The organism is Variovorax brevis, assembly GCF_030317105.1.
In the GTDB taxonomy this organism is placed as follows: Bacteria; Pseudomonadota; Gammaproteobacteria; order Burkholderiales; family Burkholderiaceae_C; genus Variovorax; species Variovorax brevis.
Window position 1 is genome coordinate 790,791 of the sequence record NZ_JASZYG010000003.1, and the last position, 19,532, is coordinate 810,322.

General features: G+C 65.4%; 22 protein-coding genes and 1 pseudogene. 11 read left to right on the forward strand and 12 right to left on the reverse strand.

Annotated elements, in window-relative coordinates:
• Positions 1-71 precede the first annotated feature (71 nt).
• Both QTI66_RS12565 and QTI66_RS12570 read left to right on the forward strand, forming a co-directional pair.
• The gene (locus QTI66_RS12565) at positions 72-599 is read left to right on the forward strand and encodes a GNAT family N-acetyltransferase (protein ID WP_286559881.1); all 528 of its coding nucleotides are present in this window, start codon (positions 72-74) and stop codon (positions 597-599) included.
• A complete protein-coding gene (locus tag QTI66_RS12570) occupies positions 596-1,042 on the forward strand; it encodes a TM2 domain-containing protein (RefSeq protein WP_286559882.1) in 447 nt (148 codons plus the stop codon). The genes QTI66_RS12565 and QTI66_RS12570 overlap by 4 nt, the downstream gene beginning before the upstream one ends.
• Before the next feature lie 15 nt (positions 1,043-1,057).
• On the opposite strand, the gene QTI66_RS12575 is transcribed toward QTI66_RS12570, so the two are convergent.
• The 5 genes from QTI66_RS12575 to hda form a co-directional block, all read right to left on the reverse strand.
• Positions 1,058-2,068, reverse strand: a complete 1,011-nt coding sequence (locus QTI66_RS12575; protein ID WP_286559883.1) for an inorganic phosphate transporter — start codon at positions 2,066-2,068, stop codon at positions 1,058-1,060.
• A gap of 10 nt (positions 2,069-2,078) precedes the next feature.
• A complete protein-coding gene (locus tag QTI66_RS12580; protein ID WP_286559884.1) occupies positions 2,079-2,723 on the reverse strand; it encodes a DUF47 domain-containing protein in 645 nt (214 codons plus the stop codon).
• A gap of 97 nt (positions 2,724-2,820) precedes the next feature.
• A complete protein-coding gene (gene folK / locus QTI66_RS12585) occupies positions 2,821-3,279 on the reverse strand; it encodes a 2-amino-4-hydroxy-6-hydroxymethyldihydropteridine diphosphokinase (RefSeq protein ID WP_286559885.1) in 459 nt (152 codons plus the stop codon).
• Complete coding sequence (gene pcnB, locus QTI66_RS12590; RefSeq protein ID WP_286559887.1) at positions 3,276-4,871, reverse strand: polynucleotide adenylyltransferase PcnB; 1,596 nt, start codon at positions 4,869-4,871, stop codon at positions 3,276-3,278. The genes folK and pcnB overlap by 4 nt, the downstream gene beginning before the upstream one ends.
• Positions 4,872-4,898: 27 nt before the next feature.
• Positions 4,899-5,585 (reverse strand): DnaA regulatory inactivator Hda, encoded by a 687-nt coding sequence (gene hda, locus QTI66_RS12595; RefSeq protein WP_286559889.1) that lies wholly within the window; start codon positions 5,583-5,585, stop codon positions 4,899-4,901.
• A gap of 132 nt (positions 5,586-5,717) precedes the next feature.
• Between hda and purM the strand changes: the two genes are divergently transcribed.
• The 5 genes and pseudogenes from purM (at position 5,718) to QTI66_RS12620 (ending at position 10,120) form a co-directional block, all read left to right on the forward strand.
• Positions 5,718-6,758, forward strand: a complete 1,041-nt coding sequence (purM, locus tag QTI66_RS12600; protein WP_286559890.1) for a phosphoribosylformylglycinamidine cyclo-ligase — start codon at positions 5,718-5,720, stop codon at positions 6,756-6,758.
• Between the two features lie 20 nt (positions 6,759-6,778).
• A complete protein-coding gene (locus tag QTI66_RS12605; RefSeq protein ID WP_286559891.1) occupies positions 6,779-7,831 on the forward strand; it encodes an AI-2E family transporter in 1,053 nt (350 codons plus the stop codon).
• A 111-nt stretch (positions 7,832-7,942) separates the two neighbouring features.
• The gene (locus QTI66_RS12610) at positions 7,943-8,515 is read left to right on the forward strand and encodes a cysteine hydrolase family protein (RefSeq protein ID WP_286559892.1); all 573 of its coding nucleotides are present in this window, start codon (positions 7,943-7,945) and stop codon (positions 8,513-8,515) included.
• Positions 8,512-9,155, forward strand: a pseudogene (locus QTI66_RS12615) (DJ-1/PfpI family protein). Before QTI66_RS12610 ends, QTI66_RS12615 begins: the two are co-directional and overlap by 4 nt.
• Positions 9,122-10,120, forward strand: coding sequence for a GlxA family transcriptional regulator (locus tag QTI66_RS12620; protein ID WP_286559893.1), 999 nt, complete (start codon positions 9,122-9,124; stop codon positions 10,118-10,120). The pseudogene QTI66_RS12615 and the gene QTI66_RS12620 overlap by 34 nt, the downstream one beginning before the upstream one ends.
• Before the next feature lie 12 nt (positions 10,121-10,132).
• On the opposite strand, the gene QTI66_RS12625 is transcribed toward QTI66_RS12620, so the two are convergent.
• Genes QTI66_RS12625 through murJ form a run of 3 tightly spaced genes read right to left on the reverse strand, consistent with a single transcriptional unit; the run spans position 10,133 to position 13,046 of the window.
• A complete protein-coding gene (locus QTI66_RS12625) occupies positions 10,133-10,570 on the reverse strand; it encodes a bleomycin resistance protein (protein ID WP_286559894.1) in 438 nt (145 codons plus the stop codon).
• An 11-nt stretch (positions 10,571-10,581) separates the two neighbouring features.
• Entirely contained in the window at positions 10,582-11,433 is an 852-nt protein-coding gene (locus QTI66_RS12630; protein WP_286559895.1) for a SirB1 family protein, read from the reverse strand.
• Positions 11,434-11,480: 47 nt separating this feature from the next.
• Positions 11,481-13,046, reverse strand: a complete 1,566-nt coding sequence (gene murJ / locus QTI66_RS12635; RefSeq protein ID WP_286559896.1) for a murein biosynthesis integral membrane protein MurJ — start codon at positions 13,044-13,046, stop codon at positions 11,481-11,483.
• A 295-nt stretch (positions 13,047-13,341) separates the two neighbouring features.
• Here murJ and rpsT point away from each other — a divergent pair, with 295 nt between their 5' ends.
• The gene (gene rpsT, locus QTI66_RS12640) at positions 13,342-13,644 is read left to right on the forward strand and encodes a 30S ribosomal protein S20 (protein WP_286559898.1); all 303 of its coding nucleotides are present in this window, start codon (positions 13,342-13,344) and stop codon (positions 13,642-13,644) included.
• A 141-nt stretch (positions 13,645-13,785) separates the two neighbouring features.
• Here the strand turns inward: rpsT and QTI66_RS12645 are convergent, their stop codons facing one another.
• From QTI66_RS12645 to QTI66_RS12660, 4 genes are all read right to left on the reverse strand, one after another.
• Positions 13,786-14,283: a GlcG/HbpS family heme-binding protein gene (locus tag QTI66_RS12645; RefSeq protein ID WP_286559899.1), complete on the reverse strand. Its 498-nt coding sequence runs from the start codon at positions 14,281-14,283 to the stop codon at positions 13,786-13,788.
• 133 nt (positions 14,284-14,416) lie between these two features.
• On the reverse strand, positions 14,417-15,046 hold the full coding sequence (locus QTI66_RS12650; RefSeq protein ID WP_286559900.1) for a response regulator transcription factor: 630 nt from the start codon (positions 15,044-15,046) through the stop codon (positions 14,417-14,419).
• Positions 15,043-16,527, reverse strand: coding sequence for a sensor histidine kinase (locus QTI66_RS12655; protein WP_286559901.1), 1,485 nt, complete (start codon positions 16,525-16,527; stop codon positions 15,043-15,045). Before QTI66_RS12655 ends, QTI66_RS12650 begins: the two co-directional genes overlap by 4 nt.
• A gap of 55 nt (positions 16,528-16,582) precedes the next feature.
• The gene (locus QTI66_RS12660) at positions 16,583-16,924 is read right to left on the reverse strand and encodes a DUF3579 domain-containing protein (RefSeq protein ID WP_286559902.1); all 342 of its coding nucleotides are present in this window, start codon (positions 16,922-16,924) and stop codon (positions 16,583-16,585) included.
• Between the two features lie 173 nt (positions 16,925-17,097).
• Between QTI66_RS12660 and QTI66_RS12665 the strand changes: the two genes are divergently transcribed.
• From QTI66_RS12665 to QTI66_RS12675, 3 genes are read left to right on the forward strand one after another with little or no spacing between them, the layout of a single operon-like run.
• Positions 17,098-18,303: an aspartate aminotransferase family protein gene (locus QTI66_RS12665; RefSeq protein ID WP_286559904.1), complete on the forward strand. Its 1,206-nt coding sequence runs from the start codon at positions 17,098-17,100 to the stop codon at positions 18,301-18,303.
• Positions 18,300-19,229, forward strand: coding sequence for an ornithine carbamoyltransferase (argF, locus tag QTI66_RS12670; RefSeq protein ID WP_286559906.1), 930 nt, complete (start codon positions 18,300-18,302; stop codon positions 19,227-19,229). The genes QTI66_RS12665 and argF overlap by 4 nt, the downstream gene beginning before the upstream one ends.
• Positions 19,230-19,269: 40 nt before the next feature.
• A complete protein-coding gene (locus QTI66_RS12675) occupies positions 19,270-19,491 on the forward strand; it encodes an addiction module protein (protein WP_286559907.1) in 222 nt (73 codons plus the stop codon).
• The last annotated feature ends 41 nt before the right edge of the window (positions 19,492-19,532 follow it).

Genomic DNA, 19,532 nt, shown 5'->3' on the forward strand with positions numbered 1-19,532 from the left:
GACACGCGACATGGCCACCCGGCCAGCGACACGCTGAATAGCCCACGATTATAGCCCGACGGCTCGATTTCATGACCAAGTTCACCATTCGCCCCAGCCGCGACGACGATGTCGACGCCATTTCGGCCATCTACGCCCACCACGTTTTGCACGGCACGGGCACCTTCGAAACCGAGCCGCCCACGGCGGCGGACATGGCCACGCGCCGTGCCGACGTGCTCTCCAAGAACCTCCCCTACCTCGTGGCCGAGCGCGAGGGGCAGTTGCTGGGCTTTGCCTATTGCAACTGGTTCAAGCCGCGTCCGGCTTACCGTTTCTCGGCCGAAGACTCGATCTACATGGACGAGGCCGCGCGTGGCCAAGGCCTTGGCGTGCAATTGCTGGCCGCCCTCGAGCAGGCGGCGGAAGCCGTCGGCGTGCGCAAGCTGATCGCCGTGATCGGCGATTCGGCCAACCTGGGTTCCGTCGGCGTGCATCGCAAACAGGGCTTCAGCCACGTCGGCGTCATCAAGGACTGCGGCTGGAAGTTCGGCGAATGGCGCGACATCGTGCTGATGGAGAAGGTGCTCGGCGAAGGCAGCACGACGCGCCCCGAATGAAAAACAAGACACTCGCAGCCTGGCTCGCTTTCTTGGGTGGCCCGTTGGGGCTGCATCGCTTCTACCTGCGCGGGCCCCGAGACCTCCTGGGCTGGCTCCTTCCCATCCCGACACTGCTCGGCCTCTACGGCGTGCACCGCGCGCGCACCTATGGCCTGGACGACGGCCTGAGCTGGGTGCTGATTCCCTTCGTCGGATTCACCATTGCTGGCTGTGCATTGATGGCCATCATCTACGGCCTGACGACGCCGGAAAAATGGAACGCGCGCTTCAACCCGCGAGCGCCAGCAGATTCGGCTGCCGGCAAGACGGGCTGGCTCACCATCGGCGCTGTGGTCGTCTCGCTGCTGATCGGCAGCACCGTGCTGATGGCCAGCATCGCGTTCAGTTTCCAGCGCTACTTCGAACACCAGATCGAAGAAGGCCGGAAGATTTCTCAATAACCGCGCGGGCGCGGCTCAGAAAATCTGGAGACTCACCCAGTAGGCGATGGCCGCGACAAACGCCGACGCTGGAATCGTGAAGATCCAGGCCCAGACGATGTTGCCCGCCACGCCCCAGCGCACCGCGCTGGCGCGCTGCGCAGCACCCACGCCCACGATAGCGCCAGTGATGGTGTGGGTCGTCGACACCGGGATGCCCAGTCCTGTTGCAAGGAACAGCGTCAAGGCGCCACCCGTTTCAGCGCAGAACCCGCCCACGGGCTTGAGCTTGGTGATCTTCTGGCCCATGGTCTTGACGATCCGCCATCCGCCGAACATGGTCCCCAGGGCGATGGCCGTGTAGCAACTCACGATGGTCCACGTCGGCGGTGCTTCGGCGGTGGCCGATGCGTAGCCGGTCGCGATCAGCAGCATCCAGATGATGCCGATGGTCTTTTGCGCATCGTTGCCGCCGTGGCCCAGGCTGTAGGCGCCGGCCGAGACCAACTGCAAGCGTCGAAACCAGCGGTCGACCCGGGAAGGCGTCGCGCGCCGGAAAATCCACGCCACCGCGACCATCATCAGCGCGCCGAGCAGAAAGCCAAGCAGGGGCGACACGAAAATGAATGCCACGGTCTTCAAGATGCCCGAAGCCAGCAGCGCGCTCGAGCCCGCCTTGGCCATCACGGAACCCACGATGCCGCCAATGAGCGCGTGCGACGAACTGCTGGGAATGCCGTAGTACCACGTCACCAGGTTCCACGTGATGGCGCCGATGAGCGCGCCGAACACCACGTGCACGTCAACCACGCCCGGTTGGACGATGCCCTTGCCGACGGTCGCCGCCACGCTGAGGTGGAACACCCCGATGGCGATCAGGTTGAAAAAAGCTGCAAACAAAACGGCGTGCGCCGGCTTGAGCACGCCCGTTGAAACGACTGTGGCAATGGAATTTGCCGCATCGTGGAAGCCGTTCATGAAGTCGAACGCTATCGCCAAGGCGACAAGCAAGACCACCACCCACAGGCTGACCTGAACCGTATCCATGGGGCGAGGCTCAGGAGTTTTCGAGGACGATGCCCTCGATCACGTTTGCCACGTCCTCGCACTTGTCCGTGATGGTTTCGAGCAGTTCGTAGATCGCCTTGAGCTTGATGACTTCGCGCACGTCCGGCTCCTCGCGAAACAGCTTGCTCATGGCGCTTCGCATGACGCGGTCGGCGTCGGATTCCAGCCGGTCAATTTCCTCGCAAGCCTTGAGCGTCGCTTCGGCGATGGCCGGATCGGTGATCTTGCTCAGGTACTTGACCGCGTCTTTCACGCGCTCGCAGCACTTGACGCTCAGCATCGTCAGTCGCGTGATCTCGTCGGTCATGTGGCGCACGTCATAGAGCGCCATGGTTTCGGCCGAGTCCTGGATCAGGTCGGCCACGTCGTCCATCGTGTTGATGAGCTTGTGGATCTGCTCGCGGTCGATCGGCGTGATGAAGGTCTTGTGCAGCACGCGGTTGACTTCATGCGTCACGCGGTCGGCCGCGCGCTCGGCGTTGTCGACGTCGCGGTTGTATTGCTCACGCAAATGCAGGTCGTTGTAGTTGGCGACCAGTTGTTCAAATGCACGCGCCGCCTCGACGATGCGCTCGGCGTGCTGGTTGAACATTTCGAAAAAATTGCCCTCGCGGGGCAGCAGCTTGCCGAACATGGCGGTGTTCCCTTAGTCGGTATTCTTGACGCCGTGATGACGCCTTTCTGAACCCGTAAGTGTAATTGGCCGGGTTCAGAAGGTGTCCGAAACGCCTTCAGAGGCGTTCGATGGCCTGTCCGGCGACGCCGGCAAGTTGCTCTGGCGGCACCAGGTGAGGCGCAATTTCCGCCAGTGGCACCAGCACGAATGCGCGTTGATGCATGCGTGGATGCGGCAGGGTCAGCGTGGGCGTATCCATCACTTCGTTGCCATGGATGAGCAGATCCAGATCGAGCGTGCGCGGCGCGTTCTTGTAGGAGCGCTCACGGCCGGCGCGAAGCTCCAGCGCCTGCAACAGGGCCAGGAGGTCCAACGGTGCCAGCCCGGTTTCGATCGCGACCACGGCGTTGATGAAATCAGGCCCCGTCGCGTCCACGGGCGCCGTCCGGTAAAGCGACGAATTCGCCAGCACGCGGCTTTGGGGCAATTCGGCGAGCGCGGCCATCGCGTCTTCGACGGTCCTGCGCGCATCGCCCAGGTTGCCGCCGATCGCGACGTAGGCCGTAGCGGTCATTCGCCGCTGGCCGCTGCGCCGCCTTCTCCGCCGCCACCCGCGCCGCGGGGCTTGCGGCGGCGACGGCGCTTGCGGGGCGCGGTGTCTGCGCCGCCGCCCCCATGATCGGCATTGCCTTCGTTCGCGGGTTCGGCGCCTTCAACGGCCGTTTCGCGCGGCGTGGACCGGGGCGTCGGTGCGCGGCTGTGCACGCGCTTGCCCTTTTCACGCTGCTCGTCGCGCACCTGGTCCATCAGGTCCTGGCGGCGGGCGTCGTCGGCGGTGGAAAACTCCTGCCACCACTCGGCAATCGCCTCGTTCACCTCGCCCACATCGGCGCGAAGGCGCATGAAGTCGAAGGCGGCGCGAAAGCGCGCCTGCTCCACCAGGCTGTAGGGCGTCGCACCGCTGCGCTTGTCGAAGCGCGGCTGCATCATCCAGATCTCGCGCATGTCAGCGGCCAGCTTGCCGCGGCCCGACACGTCGCCGATGCGCGCGTTGAACACGTCGTCAATGGCGTCCTGCAAGGCCGGGAACGGCGGCTGTCCGCGCTGTCCGTGGCGCCCTTCGATGCGCTGCGCCCAACCTTCGCGCACGTCGCTCCAGAGCACACAGGCCAAAAGGAAACTCGGCGCCACCGGCTTGCCTTCGCCGACGCGGCGGTCGGTGTCCTGCAACGCGGCCTTCACGAAAGGCAGTTCGGCGCGGTCGACGACGACGTCCAGCAGAGGGTAAATGCCCTTGGAAAGGCCCAGGAAACGCAACTGCTCGACCGTGGCAATGGAATGGCCCGTCTGCAGCAGCTTGAGCATTTCGTCGAACAAGCGGCTTTGCGGCACATCCGCCAACAGCTTGCTCGAATCCACGAGCGGCGAAGCCGTCTTGGGTTCGAGCTTGAAGCCCAGCCCCGCGAGCTTCGCGGAAAAGCGGATGGCGCGAATGATGCGCACCGGGTCCTCGCGATAACGCGTCGCCGGGTCGCCGATCATGCGCAGGGTGAGCTTCTTCGCGTCCTTGATGCCATTGTGATAGTCGACCACGATCTGGTTCGCCGGGTCGTAGTACATGGCGTTGACGGTGAAGTCGCGCCGCGCGGCGTCTTCGTCCTGCGGGCCCCACACGTTGTCGCGCAGCACACGCCCGCTGGCGTCCACCGCATGCTTCATGGCCGCGAGTTCGCCCTTGCTGGTGCGCTCGTTGCCCGACACCTGCTCGGCGGCGGTGTTGTCCATGTAGGCGCGGAAGGTCGAGACCTCGATCACCTCATGCTCGCGGCCACGCCCATACACCACGTGGACGATGCGAAAGCGCCGCCCAATGATGAAAGCGCGGCGAAACAGCGACTTGACCTGTTCCGGCGTCGCGTTGGTGGCCACGTCGAAGTCCTTGGGACGCAGGCCCAGCAGCAGGTCACGAACCGCACCGCCGACCACGTAGGCCTCGAAGCCGGCCCCCTGAAGCGTCGTCACGACATTGCGGGCCCGCTCGTCCACCAGCGCCGGATCGATGCCATGCTCGCTGGCCGGCACCTCACGGCGCTTGCCGAAGCGCGACTTGCCACTGGCGGCGCCGGAGGTCTTGCCCAGCAGTTTGTCGATGAATTTCTTGATCATTGGATTTGTTCGGCGAGCCAGGCCCGCTCATTCATTTTCGAGCATCGAGCGGATCAGCGGGATGGTGATCGCCCTTTGCGTCTGCAACGCGTAGCCGTCGAGCTGCACGAGCAGTTCCATCAGGCTTCCAAGGTCCCGGCTGAAGCGGTGGAGCATGTAGTCCAGCACGTCATCGGAGAGCATGAGGCCGCGCGCATCGGCGGCCTGGCGCAGCACGGAACGCCGCTGCGCCTCGGTGAGAACCTGCAAGTGGAACACATGGCCCCAGCCGAGGCGCGTTCGAAGGTCTTCGCGCAGGGTCAGGTCGGCAGGCGGCAGCGCGCCGGCCGCGACGACGCCACGCTGCAGGCTCTGAGCATTGACGAACCAGGTGAACGCCGCGTGCTGCTGCACGGCGGTGTAGGTTTCCACGTCGTCCAGCAGGATGGCTGCCCATGCATCGTCGAACTCGGGTGGCTCCTGCAGGCCGGCATGCAGCCAGCCCACCTGCGCGCCCTGCTCGCGCAGGGCGGTGCGCACGGATTCGAGCAGATGCGTCTTGCCGCTGCCGCTTTCACCCCAAAGATAGGTGGGCACAGGCGAATGCAGGCTGGCACCGCGGGTGCCGCCGATCCAGAGCTGGAGGTGTCGGAGGGCCGCCTCGTTGGGGCCTGCAAAGAAGCCATCGAGCGTCGGACCCGTGGTCAAGCCGATGTCGAGCGCGAGCTGCTTCATGCGAAAGGGGTTCCTGAGTGGGCCTTCCCGGCCCTTAAAATCGTGAAGAATTCTATCGGCCCGGCCACACGGCCCCCGGCGCACCTGTTGCGCACACACCGAATCCCTCCTCTTACTCCCCTATTGGACGCCATGACTTCCGCTTCTTCCACCCCGCTCAGCTACAAGGATGCAGGCGTCGACATCGACGCGGGAGACGCGCTCGTCGACCGCATCAAGCCCCTGGCCAAGAAGACGATGCGCGAAGGCGTGCTTGCCGGCATCGGCGGCTTCGGCGCCTTGTTCGAAGTGCCCAAGCGCTACAAGGAACCCGTGCTCGTGTCGGGCACCGACGGCGTGGGCACCAAGCTCAAGCTCGCTTTCGAATGGAGCATGCACGACACCGTCGGCATCGACCTGGTCGCCATGAGCGTGAACGACGTGCTGGTGCAAGGCGCCGAGCCGCTGTTCTTCCTGGACTACTTCGCATGCGGCAAGCTCGATGTCGACACGGCCGCTGCGGTGGTCGGCGGCATTGCCCGCGGCTGCGAACTCAGCGGTTGCGCATTGATCGGCGGCGAAACGGCGGAGATGCCCGGCATGTACCCGGCCGGCGAATACGACCTGGCCGGCTTTGCGGTCGGCGCTGTCGAGAAGTCGAAGATCCTCACCGGTCAGAACGTCAAGCCCGGCGATGTGGTGCTCGGCCTGGCGTCGAGCGGCGTGCATTCCAATGGCTTCAGCCTCGTGCGCAAGGTGATCGAGCGCGCCGGCAGCGACCTGCCCGCCACGCTCGACGGCAAGCCTTTCCGCGAAGCGGTGATGGCGCCCACGCGCCTTTATGTGAAGCCGGTGCTCGAAGCCCTGGCCGCGCATCCGATCAAGGCGCTGGCGCACATCACCGGCGGCGGCCTGCTCGAAAACATTCCGCGCGTGCTGCCCGAAGGCACGGCCGCCCATCTGCGCAAGGGCAGCTGGCCGCAAACCGAACTCTTTGCGTGGCTGCAAAAGGTGGCAGGCATCGACGACATCGAGATGAACCGCACTTTCAACAACGGCATCGGGATGGTGGTGGTGATTGATCCTGCCGGCGCCAGGGCCTGCGCCGACACCCTGCGTGCCGCCGGCGAGAGCGTCTTTGAAATCGGGACGATCGGCGAGCGCGGCAACGGTGCCGCAGTCGTCGTCGGCTGATCCGGAAGTCCGCACACTCGATGGAGAACCCGCCAAAGCTCCCGACCTACACACGCTCGAGCAACGTGGTGCTGGCCAGCTATGCGCTGATGGCCATCGGACTGGTCACGGTGCTGCTGGCGCATCTGCTGACAGGGCTGCTCGCGGCCTGCGTCGCGTTTCTTCTGGTGCGCTGGTTTGCCCGCCGCCTCGCGGGTTGGCTGGGCGGCTTGGGTGGCACGCCGGAGCGATGGCGCATGGTCGCCAATGTCGTGGCAGTGACCATCGTCGTGCTGTCGCCGATTGCCATCCTGACCGGCACCCTGTCCCAGTCGCGCGAGGTCATGCTCGACGCGCCGGCGCAATACCGCGAACTGCTCAACTACACGGCGCGCACTGTGCTCGAACTGCGCTCCAAGCTGTCGCCGGAGATCGCCGCCTATCTGCCCGATGGCGCCGCGGACCTGCAGCGTATCGTTGCCAGGTACCTGACCGGGCAGGCGGGTTCGCTGGCGCAGGCCGGCCGCGCGTGGCTCAACGCCCTGCTCTTTGCCTATGTGGGCCTGATCGTGGGCGCGCTGGCTGCCGCCACGCATCGCCAGCAGTCGTCGCGCCCACTGGCGCAGGCGCTGCACGCGCGCATCGTGCTGTTCGGCGACGCGTTCCGCCAGATCGTCGCGGCCCAGTTCTGGATCGCGGCTTTCAACACCGCGCTCACCGCCGTCTTCCTGCTGTTCGTGCTGCCGATCTGGAAGACGGAACTGCCCTACACGCCTGCCTTGATCACGCTCACCTTTCTCGCCGGACTCGTTCCGATCGTGGGCAACCTCGTGTGCAACGGCGTGATCACCGTGGTGGGTGTTTCGGTGTCGCCCGTGGTTGGCGTGGCCTGCCTGGCGTTCCTGATCGCCATCCACAAGGCCGAATACCTCATCAATGCGAAGGTCGTCGGCGCCCGCACGCAGATGGCCGTGTGGGAACTGCTGGCCGTCATGTTCGTGGCCGAGGCGGTGTTCGGGCCGGCAGGGCTGGTGGCCGCGCCGCTGTTCTATGCCTACCTCAAGAAAGAACTGCAAGCTGTCGGGCTGGTGTAGGCCCTGAATGTCCTGATCTGACCGGTTCTGGTCTCAAGACGCGCGGATCCATCGCGTGCGGCCCAAGGAAAATTGACGTATGGTCAAGAACTTCCAGAAGGAGCCCCACGAATGAAAAGCTGTCTGATTGTGATCGATGCGCAGGAGTCTTTTCGCCATCGCCCGTATTTCACTCCCCGCGACCTGCCCGCTTACGTCGAGGCACAAAACGCCCTGATCGCGGGCTGCGCCGCGGCCGGCGTGCCGATCGTGCGGGTCTTTCACGTGGATGGTCCGGCGGTCGCAAGCAATTCCTTCGCGGTCGAATCCGGGCATGTGCGCCCGCTCAGCGAGTTGACGCCCTTCGAAGCGGTTGCCACCTTCCAGAAGCGGCGCCACAGCGCATTGGTGGGCACGGGGCTGGACGTGTGGCTCACGCAACACGGCATCGGGCGACTCATCGTGAGCGGCATCCGCACCGAACAATGCTGCGAGACCACCACGCGCCACGCCAGCGACCTGGGCTGGGCCATCGACTTCGTCACCGAAGCAACCCTGACCTTCGACATGACGCAACCGGACGGCACGCCGCTCGCGGCCAACGACATCAAGGCGCGGACGGCGACCGTCCTGAGCGGGCGCTTTGCAACCATTTCGAGCGTGGACGAAGCCCTCGCGCGCATCGTCCCTCCGGTGGCGGCATGACATCGCCGGCGCGTCCACTGCGGGTGCTGATCCTCGCGTTCGACGGGGTGGAAGCGCTGGACTTTGCAGGCCCCTTCGAAGTCTTCACGACGGCGAGCCGGGTGCATGCGCGCCGTCACCCTGGCGAAGCGCCACTGTTCGACGTGAAGCGGTGGCTGACGTAGCGGCAACCGGCGCTCCGGTGATGGCTCGCGCCGGCCTGAGACTGCTGCCGGACCACACGCTCGCCGACGCGCCGCAAGCCGATGTTTTGATCGTGCCCGGCGGCGTGGTGGACGCGCCGATGCAAAGCGCCGCCGTCCTCTCATGGATCGCAGCGCAGGCGCGGTCGGCGCAGATCACGGCGTCGGTCTGCACGGGCGCTTTCCTTCTGGCAGCGAGCCGTGTGCTGCGCGATCAACGTGTGACGACGCACTGGGAAGACGTGGCCGACCTGAGATCACAGTTTCCCGAACTCGACGTCGTCGACGACGTGCGGTGGGTCGACAACGGCCGCACCGTCACGTCCGCCGGCATCAGCGCAGGCATCGACATGAGCCTGCATCTGGTGTCGCGCCTTGCAGGCCACGAATTGGCGCAGCGCACCGCGCGCCAGATGGACTTCACATGGACGATGAATCCCGTCGCCCTGTCCGCGTAGTCTTCGCGCTGCTCGACGACAGCCTCGTGCTCGATTGGGCCGGGCCGGCGGAGGCCTTGCGCATCGCCAACCAACTGTTGCTCGCAGGCGGACAGCCCGAGCGCTTCGTGCTGGAGTTCTGCAGCCCGCGCGCCGCGTCCGTCACCTCGGTCGGCGTCAAGCTCAGCGGTTTGGCGCCTTTGCCTGCTGACTTGGCCATGGGACCTGCCTGGATCGTGCTCGTCGGACAGCCGGGTCGCACGATCCGCGTCGACAGCGCCGAGGCCCGGGAACTCATTCATTGGCTTCGCGGCCTTCGCTTCAGCCGTGGACAGCTGGAACTGGTCACCATTTGCGCTGGCGCCCTGCTTGCAGCGCATGCCGGCGCGCTGGCCGGCCGTCGCGCGACGACGCATCACCATCATCTGCAAGAGTTGCGACAGGTCGAGCCGCGTTGCGACGTGGTGGCCAATCGCGTGTTCGTGCCCGATGCGCCGGTCTACAGCAGTGCCGGGGTCACCACGGGCATCGACCTGGTGCTGCATCGCATTGCCCAGACCTGCGATGAAGCACTCGCAGCGAAGGTCGCGCAAACGATGGTGGTGGCGCAGCGACGCGGCCCGAACGACCCCGAACTGTCGCCCTTCCTGGCCTATCGCAATCACCTGCACGCCGCCCTGCATCGCGTGCAGGACGCCGTCAGCGAGCAACCGCAAGCCGAGTGGAGCGTGCCGCGCATGGCCGACGTGGGCCACACCTCGCCGCGCCACCTGACGCGCCTGTTCGTCGAACACGCCGGTGTCGCGCCATTGACCTATCTGCGGCGCCTGCGGCTGGCCAGTGCACAGGTGGCACTTCAATCCGGCGCCAGCGTCACCCGCGCTGCCGAGCTTTCCGGCTTTGGTTCCGACATGCAACTGCGCCGCGCTTGGCGCACCTTCGGACTGCCCGGCTCGCCTTCCGGCGAGAAGGCCACGCGTCAATAGGGACGCATAGAGCTATAGGTATCCGCAGAAACGCAAGACGTGCCCGTCCGGTTCGCGGATGGCGAACTCGCGCAAGCCCCAAGGCTGCGACACCAAGGGCTCGATGACCTTCACGCCGCGCTTCACATACGCTGCATAGAGCCCGTCCACGTCGTTCCCGACGTGAATCACGATCTCGCCCTTCCACGCGCGGCTGCCGCTGGTCGCCATGTCGGTACCGCATTGCCACAAGCGGATGTAGACCGGATCGCCATGACTGCGGTCGTCGCCCTTCTTCACGCGCGCATAGCTTGGCGGCTCGCCGGCGATGAAGTCGATCTCGAAGCCCAGCACGTCCCGAAAATAACGCGCGGCACGCGCGGCGTCCGCCACCGGCAGCACCGGCTGCACCCCGTGAAACTGGTGCAGCGTGCCCAGATCGGGTGCTTTGGGCGCGGTGGTGGGATCCATCGCGCGCGACGCTAGTTGGAGGCGCGGCGCAAGGCGACGCAGCGTTCGGCAATGGCGTCGATGTCCAGCGCATCTTCGGCGCGCGCGAGATAGGTTTCCAGGTCGCGCACGGCGTAGGCCAGATTGCCCTGTTCCGCATGCGCCAGCCCACGGTCGCGGTATTCGTTCCAGGCGTCCGGCAGCAAGGCAATGAGCCGGTCTTGCACGGCAATCGCGCGCTGCCAGTCTTCTTGCGTCTGGTGGATTTCCTTCAGGTTGCGCAGCATGCGCGAAATGATTTCGCGCGGCGTCGCAGGCTGGAGGTACAGGCCCAGCGGCACATCAAACTCGCCGACCAGCCCGTTGCCGCGCTTGTAGGGCTCCAGCCGCTCGCTGAGTTCTTCGCGCGACAAAGAACGTCCCGTGAAAGGATCGATCACGACCTGCCCTTTGGGCAAGGTCACCTTCAGCATGAAGTGCCCCGGAAAACCGACGCCGCGCGCGTGCAGGTTCAGCCCGTGGGCCAGTTCCAGCCACAGCACCGCCAGCGAAATGGGAATGCCGCGGCGCGTGCGCAGCACCGCATTCAGATAGCTGTTGTCAGGATCGTAGTAATCGTTGACGTTGCCGCCGAAACTCAGGTCATGAAAGAAGAACTGGTTGAGCGCGCGAAGTCGCTGCAAGGGCGCCGCATCGGCCGGAAGCCGGCGCTTGAGTCGCGCAAGAAGCTGATCGACATCGCCCAGCACCTGCTGCACGTCCAATTCAGGGTATTCGTCCTGCGCAATGCTCGCAGCCGCCTCGAGCAGCGGAAAGTGTTCGTCGCTGCTGACGAGTGTTCGGAAGTATTCGAGGGCCGTGGGGGCCGAAATGCTCAGGGACATGTGTCTTTGTAGTGGACGCTTCAGGGAGCGTCAAGACGCGAAGCGATTCACCGCCGAACAAAGGCACGCAACTTGAGTCCCGTGGCAAGAAGCACCACAAAATACAACACCCCCGCGCCCACGATCATGCCCGCCATGAGCCCGATGCGCACCATGGGTTCGGCCCGTAGCGCGACCCAGTTGAAGTGCTGCGCACCCCAATAGAGAAAGCCCCCCATCACCAGCGCGGCAGCGACAATCCGCGCGCCGAACAGGAGCCAGCCCGGCTCCGGCTTGAAGGTGCCCATGCGGATCAGGCCCACGAGCAGCCACAGCGAATTGACGAGCGCGCCGATGCCAATCGACAGCGTCAGCGCCGCGTGCTGCAGGTGCGGCACCAGGAAGAAGTTCAAGACCTGCGTGAAGATCAGCACCCCGATGGCGATGCGCATGGGCGTTCGCATGTCGTGGCGCGCGTAATACCCGGGCGCAAGCACCTTGATGGCCACGATGCCGAACAAGCCGACGCCGTAGCCCACGAGCGCAGAGGTGGTGCGCTGGACATCCACGTCCTGGTAGTGGCCATAGTGAAACAGCACGGCGACGAGCGGCCCGGAGAACACCAGCAGGGCCACGGCGCAAGGCACGGAAAGAAGCGACACGATGCGCAGACCCCAATCCAGCATCGCCGAATAGCGTGCTTCGTCCCCGGAGGCGCGCGCGCCGGCCAGTTGCGGCATGAGCACGACGCCCAGCGCCACGCCCAGCATGGCCGTCGGAAACTCCATCAGGCGATCGGCATTGGTCACCCACGTCACGCTGCCGGGCGCCAGGTGCGAGGCGATTTGCGTGTTGATGAGCAGCGAGATCTGCGCCACGCTCACCCCCAGCAGCGCCGGGAGCATCAGCCGCATGACCTTGCGCGTCGTCGGGTCGTTCCACGCCGCGCGAATCGCGCCGAAGCTCGCGCCGATGCGCGGCAACAGCCCGATGCGGCGCAACGATGGCAATTGCAGCGCCAATTGCAGGACACCGCCCACCATCACCCCGATGCATTGCGCATAAATCGGCTCGATGCCGTGCGCGCGAAACCAGGGCGCGCCGATGACGATCGAGGAAATCAGGCAGATGTTGAGCAGCACCGGCGAAGCCGCCGGAATCGCGAACTGGCGCCAGGTGTTGAGAATGCCGCCCGCCAGCGCCACCAGCGACATGAAGCCGATGTAGGGAAACATCCAGCGCGTCATGACCACGGCCGCGTCGAAGCCGTGGGTCGTCTGCTTGAGGCCGCTGGCCATGGCCAGCACCATCAGCGGCGCGGCGACGACCCCGGCGATGCACAGCACCACCAGCGCCCAGGTGAGCAGCGTGGCGACATGGTCGACCAGTTCCTTGGCGCCGGCGTCACCCTGCTCGGCCTTGCGCGCCGCCAGCACCGGCACGAAGGCCTGGCTGAAGGCACCCTCGCCGAAAACCCGACGGAAAAGGTTGGGAATGCGAAAAGCGACGTTGAACGCGTCGGTCAACGCGCTGACGCCGAATACCGACGCCATCAGCACGTCACGAATGAGGCCGGTGATGCGCGAAGCGAGCGTCAGCAGGGAAACGGTGGAGGCGGATTTGAACAGGGACACAGCGCGGGAAGTGTAGGTGCTGCCCGCCCCACCCCTTTTTCCGAGCGATCCAGCAGTGCAGAACATTCGACGCGTTCTCCAGCCCTTCGGCGTGTTTTCGCACGGCAAGCGCAGCGAAGCCCGTTCGTGAAACACCGCGGAACCGGCTTCGCCGGGCCGCTGGTGTTGCCCCCGGCAGGGGGTTGGAGGAGCGGCACGAAGTGCCGCGGAGCCTGGGGGCGAGCCCGTTTTCCCGGGGCGGGCTATAATCTTTGGCTTTGCTGCATCATCCCCAGACACAAGGAAACCTTAAGTCATGGCATCTACCAAGCCCAAGAAAAAGAACCCGCGCCTCGCGTCGGGCCGCAAGCGCGTCCGTCAGGACGTCAAGCTCAACGCTGCGAACACCTCGCTGCGTTCCAAATACCGTACCGCTGTCAAGAACGTCGAAAAGGCTGTTCTGGCTGGCGACAAGACCAAGGCTGCCGAACTCTTCGCCAAGGCGCAGAGCATCGTCGACACCGTCGCCGACAAGGGCATCTTCCACAAGAACAAGGCAGCTCGCGACAAGAGCCGCCTGTCTGCCAAGGTCAAGGCCCTGGCAACCGCCGCCGCCTGAGGCCTATCAGGCAAACAGCCCGGACCGCCCGTCGGTCCGCCGTTTGATCGGGGTGCGCTGCAGCAAAAAAAGAAAAACCGCCTTCGGGCGGTTTTTTCTTGGGCGATCGAAAAGTCTCCGATCGCATTTTCCTGAAAGCGATCAGCTTGGATCGAACTTGACCTTGTCCAGCGCCGTCTGGGCGCACTGCTCGTCCAGGTGTCCGCCCGGCGCGCCGCCCACGCCCACGGCGCCGATGACTTCATTGCCAGACTTGATCGGCAAGCCGCCGCCCAGCAGCAGGAAGCCCGGCAGGTTGACCAGGTTCGCGGCGCCGGGGTTCTTTTGGGCGCCTTCCATCATGGCCTTCGTGGGGCTCTTGGCCGAAGCCGAGGTCCACGCCTTGCGCTCGCTGGACGCCAGCGTGTGCGGGCCGGCGTTGTCGGCGCGCTGCACGGCCAGCACGACGCCGGCGCGATCGACGACGGTCGCGGCAACGGCGTAGCCATTGGCGGCACAAGCGGCCACGGCACCGGCGGCGACCTGGTTGGCTGCTTCGAGCGACAGGCTCTTCTGGGTGTTGACGGTTGCGGCTTGGGCATGGACGCCGACGGCGGCAAGGGCGAGCGAGGCGGCAACGAAACGGGGGCTGAAACGCATTGGGATCTCCAGAGTGTCTGAGTAGTGATGCGGGGCCTGATCGCCACCGCTGCACGCACTGTAGAAACGGCGAGCCGCCGGGTAAATTCGTACGGCTACGCGCGGCGCTCCGTAGTTCTACGAGGTCAGCCGCTTACGCAGCCGCGTCGACGAGATCGGCGTAGTGCCGGATCATCTGCGCCAGCGAATCGCATTCGAGCTTGGCGAAGACGTTGGCGCGATGGCTTTCAACGGTGCGCGGTGACAGCTGCAGCGACTTCGCAATCTCCTTGTTGGTCAAGCCCTGCACGATGAGGGCCAGCACTTCGCGTTCACGTTCAGACAACTGGGCGAATCGCGCACGCGCCACCTGATCCGTCTTGCCGCGCTCACGCGACCTCACGTGGTTCTGCACGGCCAGCCGCAGGGCTTCGAGAAGGTCCTCATCGTTCACCGGCTTCTCGAGGAATTCGGCTGCGCCCGCCTTGAAGGCACGACGGCACATCTCGACCGTTGCGTGCCCCGTCAGCATCAGGATGGGCTGGTCCACGCCCTGGGCGATGAGCGTGTCGAGCAGGCTGAGCCCGCTCACGCCCGGCATGCGCACGTCCAGTACGATCGCGCCGATGCCGCTGCGGTCGAAACCCGTTACGAACTCCAGCGGGTCGCTCCACGTCTGCACACGCAAGCCGATGGTGCCGATGAGCAGCGCCAGGCTTTCGCGAACGGCCGCGTCGTCGTCGATCAGGTGAATCAGCGGTGATTGCGGAGCGTTCATCGTCATGCCGAATGCACGGGTTGAGGAAGGGTCAGGGTGAAGCAGGCGCCGCCCGCCTGCGCGGGCGCCACGGTGAGTGTGCCGCTCATTTCCTGCGCGAGGGTTTCGCACAAGCTCAGGCCCAAGCCCAGTCCGTGCTCGCGCGTGCTGAAGAACGGCTCGAAGATGCGCGACATCGTCTCGGGCGGAATGCCGGGGCCGTTGTCGCACACCTGGACCTGGCAGCGGCCCTCGCCCGCGGCCCCATACAGCACGGAAATGCGCCGCCCGCCCGCGCCGTGTTGCGCCAGGGCCTGCATCGCATTGACCAGCAGGTTGTGAACGATCTGCTCCACAGCCACTGGGTCGCCCTGGGCCCGCAGGCTCTGGGCGCTGTGCGCACTGCCCAAGGGACTCAGCGTCGCTGCAATGCCATGCCGGGCGAATTCGGGTTCCAGCAGATGCAGCGCGCGCTGCAGGACGTCGGCGAGCACCAAGGCCTGGCTCCGTCCCTCGGCCGTCGGTCGCTCGATCACCCGCCGCAAGCGGCCCACGACGTCGGCCGCACGGCGCGCCTGGTCGACGGCATTGCCCATGGCGGTGCGCGCCGTTGCCAAGTCTTCCGCGGAGGCATCGTCGAGCAGCCGACGCGCCGCCTGCGTGTTGGCGAGCACCGCCGTCAGCGGCTGGTTCAGTTCGTGCGCCATGCCGGCGGCGAGTTCGCCCAGGGCGTTGAGGCGCGCGACCTGGCCGAATCGCACCATCTCCTCCGCACGGCGCCGTTCGGTGCGCTGGCGCTGCCATGCGCGCAATCCGGCCAGCACGACGGCCACGCCCACGATCCAGGCCGTCATCGGGCCCCAGGGCAATTCACGCAGGCGCACGTCGCGGTCGGCGGCCACGTCGAAATCCTGGCTTGCCGAGGCCAGATGCTTGCGGAATGCAAAGTGCCACCAGCCGCCTGCAGCGCTGCCGGGTTGCACCAGGTATTCGCGCTCGCCCAGGTGCAGCGCCAGTCGCACCGGGCTGGTCTTGGGGTCCATCGGCCAGTCGCTCCACGGCACGGTGCTGGCCAGATCGACTTCGAGCGCGTAGCTCACCGGCTGCGCGGCCATCACCAGCCAGTAGCGACCTTTTGTCAGGTCGATCGGCCCCAACTGCGCCCGGCGGGCAGCAAGCGATTGCGCCTCCGCCGACGCCAGCCGGGCATCCGGCCACGCCTGCGAGGCGTCACGCCGCACGACGGCCAGGATGGAGGGGTAGACGCTGCTCAGGCGCGATTCCGCTTCGCGCCGGTCTTCGCTGCTGCCCAAAAGCGCCAGCGTCGCCAGCACGGCGTCGTACTGCACGACCTGCTGGCTGAGCAGCCGGTGCGCGATGCGCGCCTGCGTGTCGAAGTCGTCTTGCAACTGGCGCAGGCCGTCGCGCGCGAGCCAGAAGGCGCCGCCTGCGCTGAGCAGCAACCATGCGAGAAGCCAGGCGCCAATCGAGCGCAACCGATGTTTCATATCGGCGGGGATTGTGCGGTGTTTGCGGCGCAGTTCGCGGCGCCGGCGCCAGGGATCAGCGCTTGGGCGCCTGCGCGGCGGCTTTTTCCAGCGCGTCGGGCACCAAGCAGGCTTCGGCGAACTGAAGGTCGTTGTCGCGCGCAAAGTGAACGACGAAATCCCAGGCCATCGGCTCGTAGTTGCGCAATTCGTGGTTCACGACGACGCATTTGATGCCGTTGATGACCGTCGGCACGCACCAGGGCGAATAGCTCAGGTGGCTGCCCGGGGTCGCGCCACCCGGGCGGAACGAGCACATGACGCCCGCCAGTCGCTCGGCCCAGTCGCTTGGCCGGAAGGTGCGGCCGTCGCTCGTGATGCCCTGGATGAAGATTTCTTTGGCGTTGGGGGAGACCATGGATGGGAGACGTCCGCTGCAATTGCTGCGGCGCACAAGGATTCTACCTTTGGGCCGCGTTTTGCCGCCCGGCAGGGGGCATTGCAGTGATGCGCAATCCTCAATGAACGCGGTCACACACGGCGCCTAGAATTCGCTTCCTTTCCAAATCGCTCCCCTACCCGGAGAAACGCATGAGCTCCAACGCCCAGCCCACGTCGCCCCACGTCATGAACACCTACGGCCGCCTGCCGATCGCGCTGTCGCACGGCCAAGGGTGCCGAGTGTGGGACACCAACGGCAAGGCGTACCTGGACGGCCTCGGCGGAATCGCCGTCAACACGCTCGGCCACAACCACCCCGAACTGGTGCCGGCGCTGCAGGACCAGATCACCAAGCTGATCCACAGCTCCAACTACTACCACGTGACAGGGCAGGAACAGCTCGCGACCAAGCTCACCGAGCTGTCGGGCCTGACGAACGCGTTTTTCTGCTGCACCGGCCTGGAAGCCAACGAAGCGGCGCTGAAGCTGGCGCGCAAGTTCGGCCACGACAAGGGCATCGAGCGTCCTGAAATCGTGGTCTACGAAGCCGCTTTTCATGGCCGCAGCATTGCCACGCTGTCCGCCACCGGCAACCCGAAGGTGCAAAAGGGCTTCGAGCCGCTGGTGGAAGGTTTTATTCGCGTGCCGCTCAACGACATCGATGCGCTCAAGAAGGCCACCGAAGGCAACCCCAACGTGGTCGCCGTGTTCTTCGAGACCATCCAGGGCGAAGGCGGCATCAACCCGATGCGTTGGGACTACCTGCGGCAAGTGCGCGCGCTGTGCGACGAGCGCGACTGGCTGATGATGATCGACGAAGTGCAATGCGGCATGGGCCGCACCGGCAAGTGGTTTGCGCACCAGTGGGCCGGCATCAAGCCGGACGTGATGCCGCTGGCCAAGGGCCTGGGCTCGGGCGTGCCGGTAGGCGCGGTGGTCGCTGGCCCTCGCGCCGCGAACATCTTCGGGCCGGGCAACCACGGCACGACCTTCGGCGGCAATCCGCTTGCGATGCGCGCCGGCATCGAGACGATCCGCATCATGGAAGAGCACAAGCTGCTGGACAACGCGGCCACGATCGGCGCGCACCTCAAGGAATCGCTGGAGCGCGAATTTGCTGGCCTGTCGGGCGTCAAGGAAGTGCGGGGTCAGGGCCTGATGCTGGGCATCGAACTCGACCGTCCCTGCGGCATCATCCTCAACCAGGCCTGCGATGCCGGCCTGCTGCTGAGCGTGACGGCCGACAGCGTGATCCGCCTGGTGCCGCCGCTGATCCTCAACAAGGCCGAGGCCGACGAGATTGTTTCGATCCTCGTGCCGATCGTGAAGGCCTTTCTTGCAGAATCGAAGACATGAGCAACGCACCCGCCCTCCAGCATTACCTGCAATTCGCCGATTTTTCGGCTGACGAGTACGCGCACCTGTTTGCCCGCGCGGCACTCATCAAGAAGAAGTTCAAGGCCTACGAGCGACACCAGCCTTTGGTTGACCGTACGCTGGCCATGATCTTCGAGAAGGCCTCGACCCGCACGCGCGTGAGCTTCGAGGCCGGCATGTATCAGCTGGGCGGCAGCGTGGTGCACCTCACCACCGGCGACAGCCAGTTGGGCCGCGCCGAGCCCATCCAGGACAGCGCCAAGGTCATCAGCCGCATGGTCGACCTGGTGATGATCCGCACTTTCGAGCAAACCAAGATCGAAGCCTTCGCGGCGCATTCGCGCGTGCCGGTCATCAACGGCCTGACGAACGAGTTCCACCCCTGCCAGATCTTGGCGGACATCTTCACCTACATCGAGCACCGCGGCTCGATCAAGGGCAAGACGGTGGCGTGGGTGGGCGACGGCAACAACATGGCCAACACCTGGCTGCAGGCCAGCGAGATCCTGGGCTTCAAGGTGCATGTGAGCACGCCCAGCGGGTACGAGGTCGACCAGTCGGTGGCGGGCATCCGGTCTGGTGAAAGCTACAAGGTCTTCAAGGACCCGATGGAGGCCTGCCGCGACGCTGATCTGGTGACCACGGACGTGTGGACCAGCATGGGCTACGAGGCCGAGAACGAGGCGCGCCGCAAGGCTTTTGCGGACTGGTGCGTGGATGAAGAGATGATGCGTGCCGCGCAGCCTGATGCGCTGTTCATGCATTGCCTGCCTGCGCATCGCGGTGAGGAGGTTCAGGCGGAAGTCATTGACGGGCCGCAGTCGGTGGTTTGGGACGAGGCGGAGAACCGGATGCATGTGCAGAAGGCGCTGATGGAGTACCTGTTACTGGGGCGGGTGGAGTAGTCGGGTCCGCTTTCAGGCGAACACGATCGGGCTTTCTGGCTTGGACTCCCGGGCCGCTCAGATCATTGACGAAGCGCTCGCGCTGACGCCTGACGAGTGCGCGGCGGTCGTCGCGCTGCTTGACACCTTGGGCGGTGAAGATGACGCCACCATCGCAAGGGCTTGGGCGGACGAGATTCGGCAGCGCAAGGAAGCGTTGCGGTCCGGAGCGGCGAAGCCCGTTCCCTGGTCCGAAGTGCGGGCTCGCTTGATTTCCCTGTGATGCTTTTCTCTGGCATGGAAATCGTTTTGATTGCCCACCCA

Bases quoted from the DNA above. Each gene is read 5' to 3' on its own strand.
- QTI66_RS12565 (WP_286559881.1), top strand. From the start codon at position 72: ATGACCAAGTTCACCATTCGCCCCAGCCGCGACGACGATGTCGACGCC.
- QTI66_RS12570 (WP_286559882.1), top strand. From the start codon at position 596: ATGAAAAACAAGACACTCGCAGCCTGGCTCGCTTTCTTGGGTGGCCCG.
- QTI66_RS12575 (WP_286559883.1), bottom strand. From the start codon at position 2,068: ATGGATACGGTTCAGGTCAGCCTGTGGGTGGTGGTCTTGCTTGTCGCC.
- QTI66_RS12580 (WP_286559884.1), bottom strand. From the start codon at position 2,723: ATGTTCGGCAAGCTGCTGCCCCGCGAGGGCAATTTTTTCGAAATGTTC.
- folK (WP_286559885.1), bottom strand. From the start codon at position 3,279: ATGACCGCTACGGCCTACGTCGCGATCGGCGGCAACCTGGGCGATGCG.
- pcnB (WP_286559887.1), bottom strand. From the start codon at position 4,871: ATGATCAAGAAATTCATCGACAAACTGCTGGGCAAGACCTCCGGCGCC.
- hda (WP_286559889.1), bottom strand. From the start codon at position 5,585: ATGAAGCAGCTCGCGCTCGACATCGGCTTGACCACGGGTCCGACGCTC.
- purM (WP_286559890.1), top strand. From the start codon at position 5,718: ATGACTTCCGCTTCTTCCACCCCGCTCAGCTACAAGGATGCAGGCGTC.
- QTI66_RS12605 (WP_286559891.1), top strand. From the start codon at position 6,779: ATGGAGAACCCGCCAAAGCTCCCGACCTACACACGCTCGAGCAACGTG.
- QTI66_RS12610 (WP_286559892.1), top strand. From the start codon at position 7,943: ATGAAAAGCTGTCTGATTGTGATCGATGCGCAGGAGTCTTTTCGCCAT.
- QTI66_RS12620 (WP_286559893.1), top strand. From the start codon at position 9,122: ATGGACGATGAATCCCGTCGCCCTGTCCGCGTAGTCTTCGCGCTGCTC.
- QTI66_RS12625 (WP_286559894.1), bottom strand. From the start codon at position 10,570: ATGGATCCCACCACCGCGCCCAAAGCACCCGATCTGGGCACGCTGCAC.
- QTI66_RS12630 (WP_286559895.1), bottom strand. From the start codon at position 11,433: ATGTCCCTGAGCATTTCGGCCCCCACGGCCCTCGAATACTTCCGAACA.
- rpsT (WP_286559898.1), top strand. From the start codon at position 13,342: ATGGCATCTACCAAGCCCAAGAAAAAGAACCCGCGCCTCGCGTCGGGC.
- QTI66_RS12645 (WP_286559899.1), bottom strand. From the start codon at position 14,283: ATGCGTTTCAGCCCCCGTTTCGTTGCCGCCTCGCTCGCCCTTGCCGCC.
- QTI66_RS12650 (WP_286559900.1), bottom strand. From the start codon at position 15,046: ATGACGATGAACGCTCCGCAATCACCGCTGATTCACCTGATCGACGAC.
- QTI66_RS12655 (WP_286559901.1), bottom strand. From the start codon at position 16,527: ATGAAACATCGGTTGCGCTCGATTGGCGCCTGGCTTCTCGCATGGTTG.
- QTI66_RS12660 (WP_286559902.1), bottom strand. From the start codon at position 16,924: ATGGTCTCCCCCAACGCCAAAGAAATCTTCATCCAGGGCATCACGAGC.
- QTI66_RS12665 (WP_286559904.1), top strand. From the start codon at position 17,098: ATGAGCTCCAACGCCCAGCCCACGTCGCCCCACGTCATGAACACCTAC.
- argF (WP_286559906.1), top strand. From the start codon at position 18,300: ATGAGCAACGCACCCGCCCTCCAGCATTACCTGCAATTCGCCGATTTT.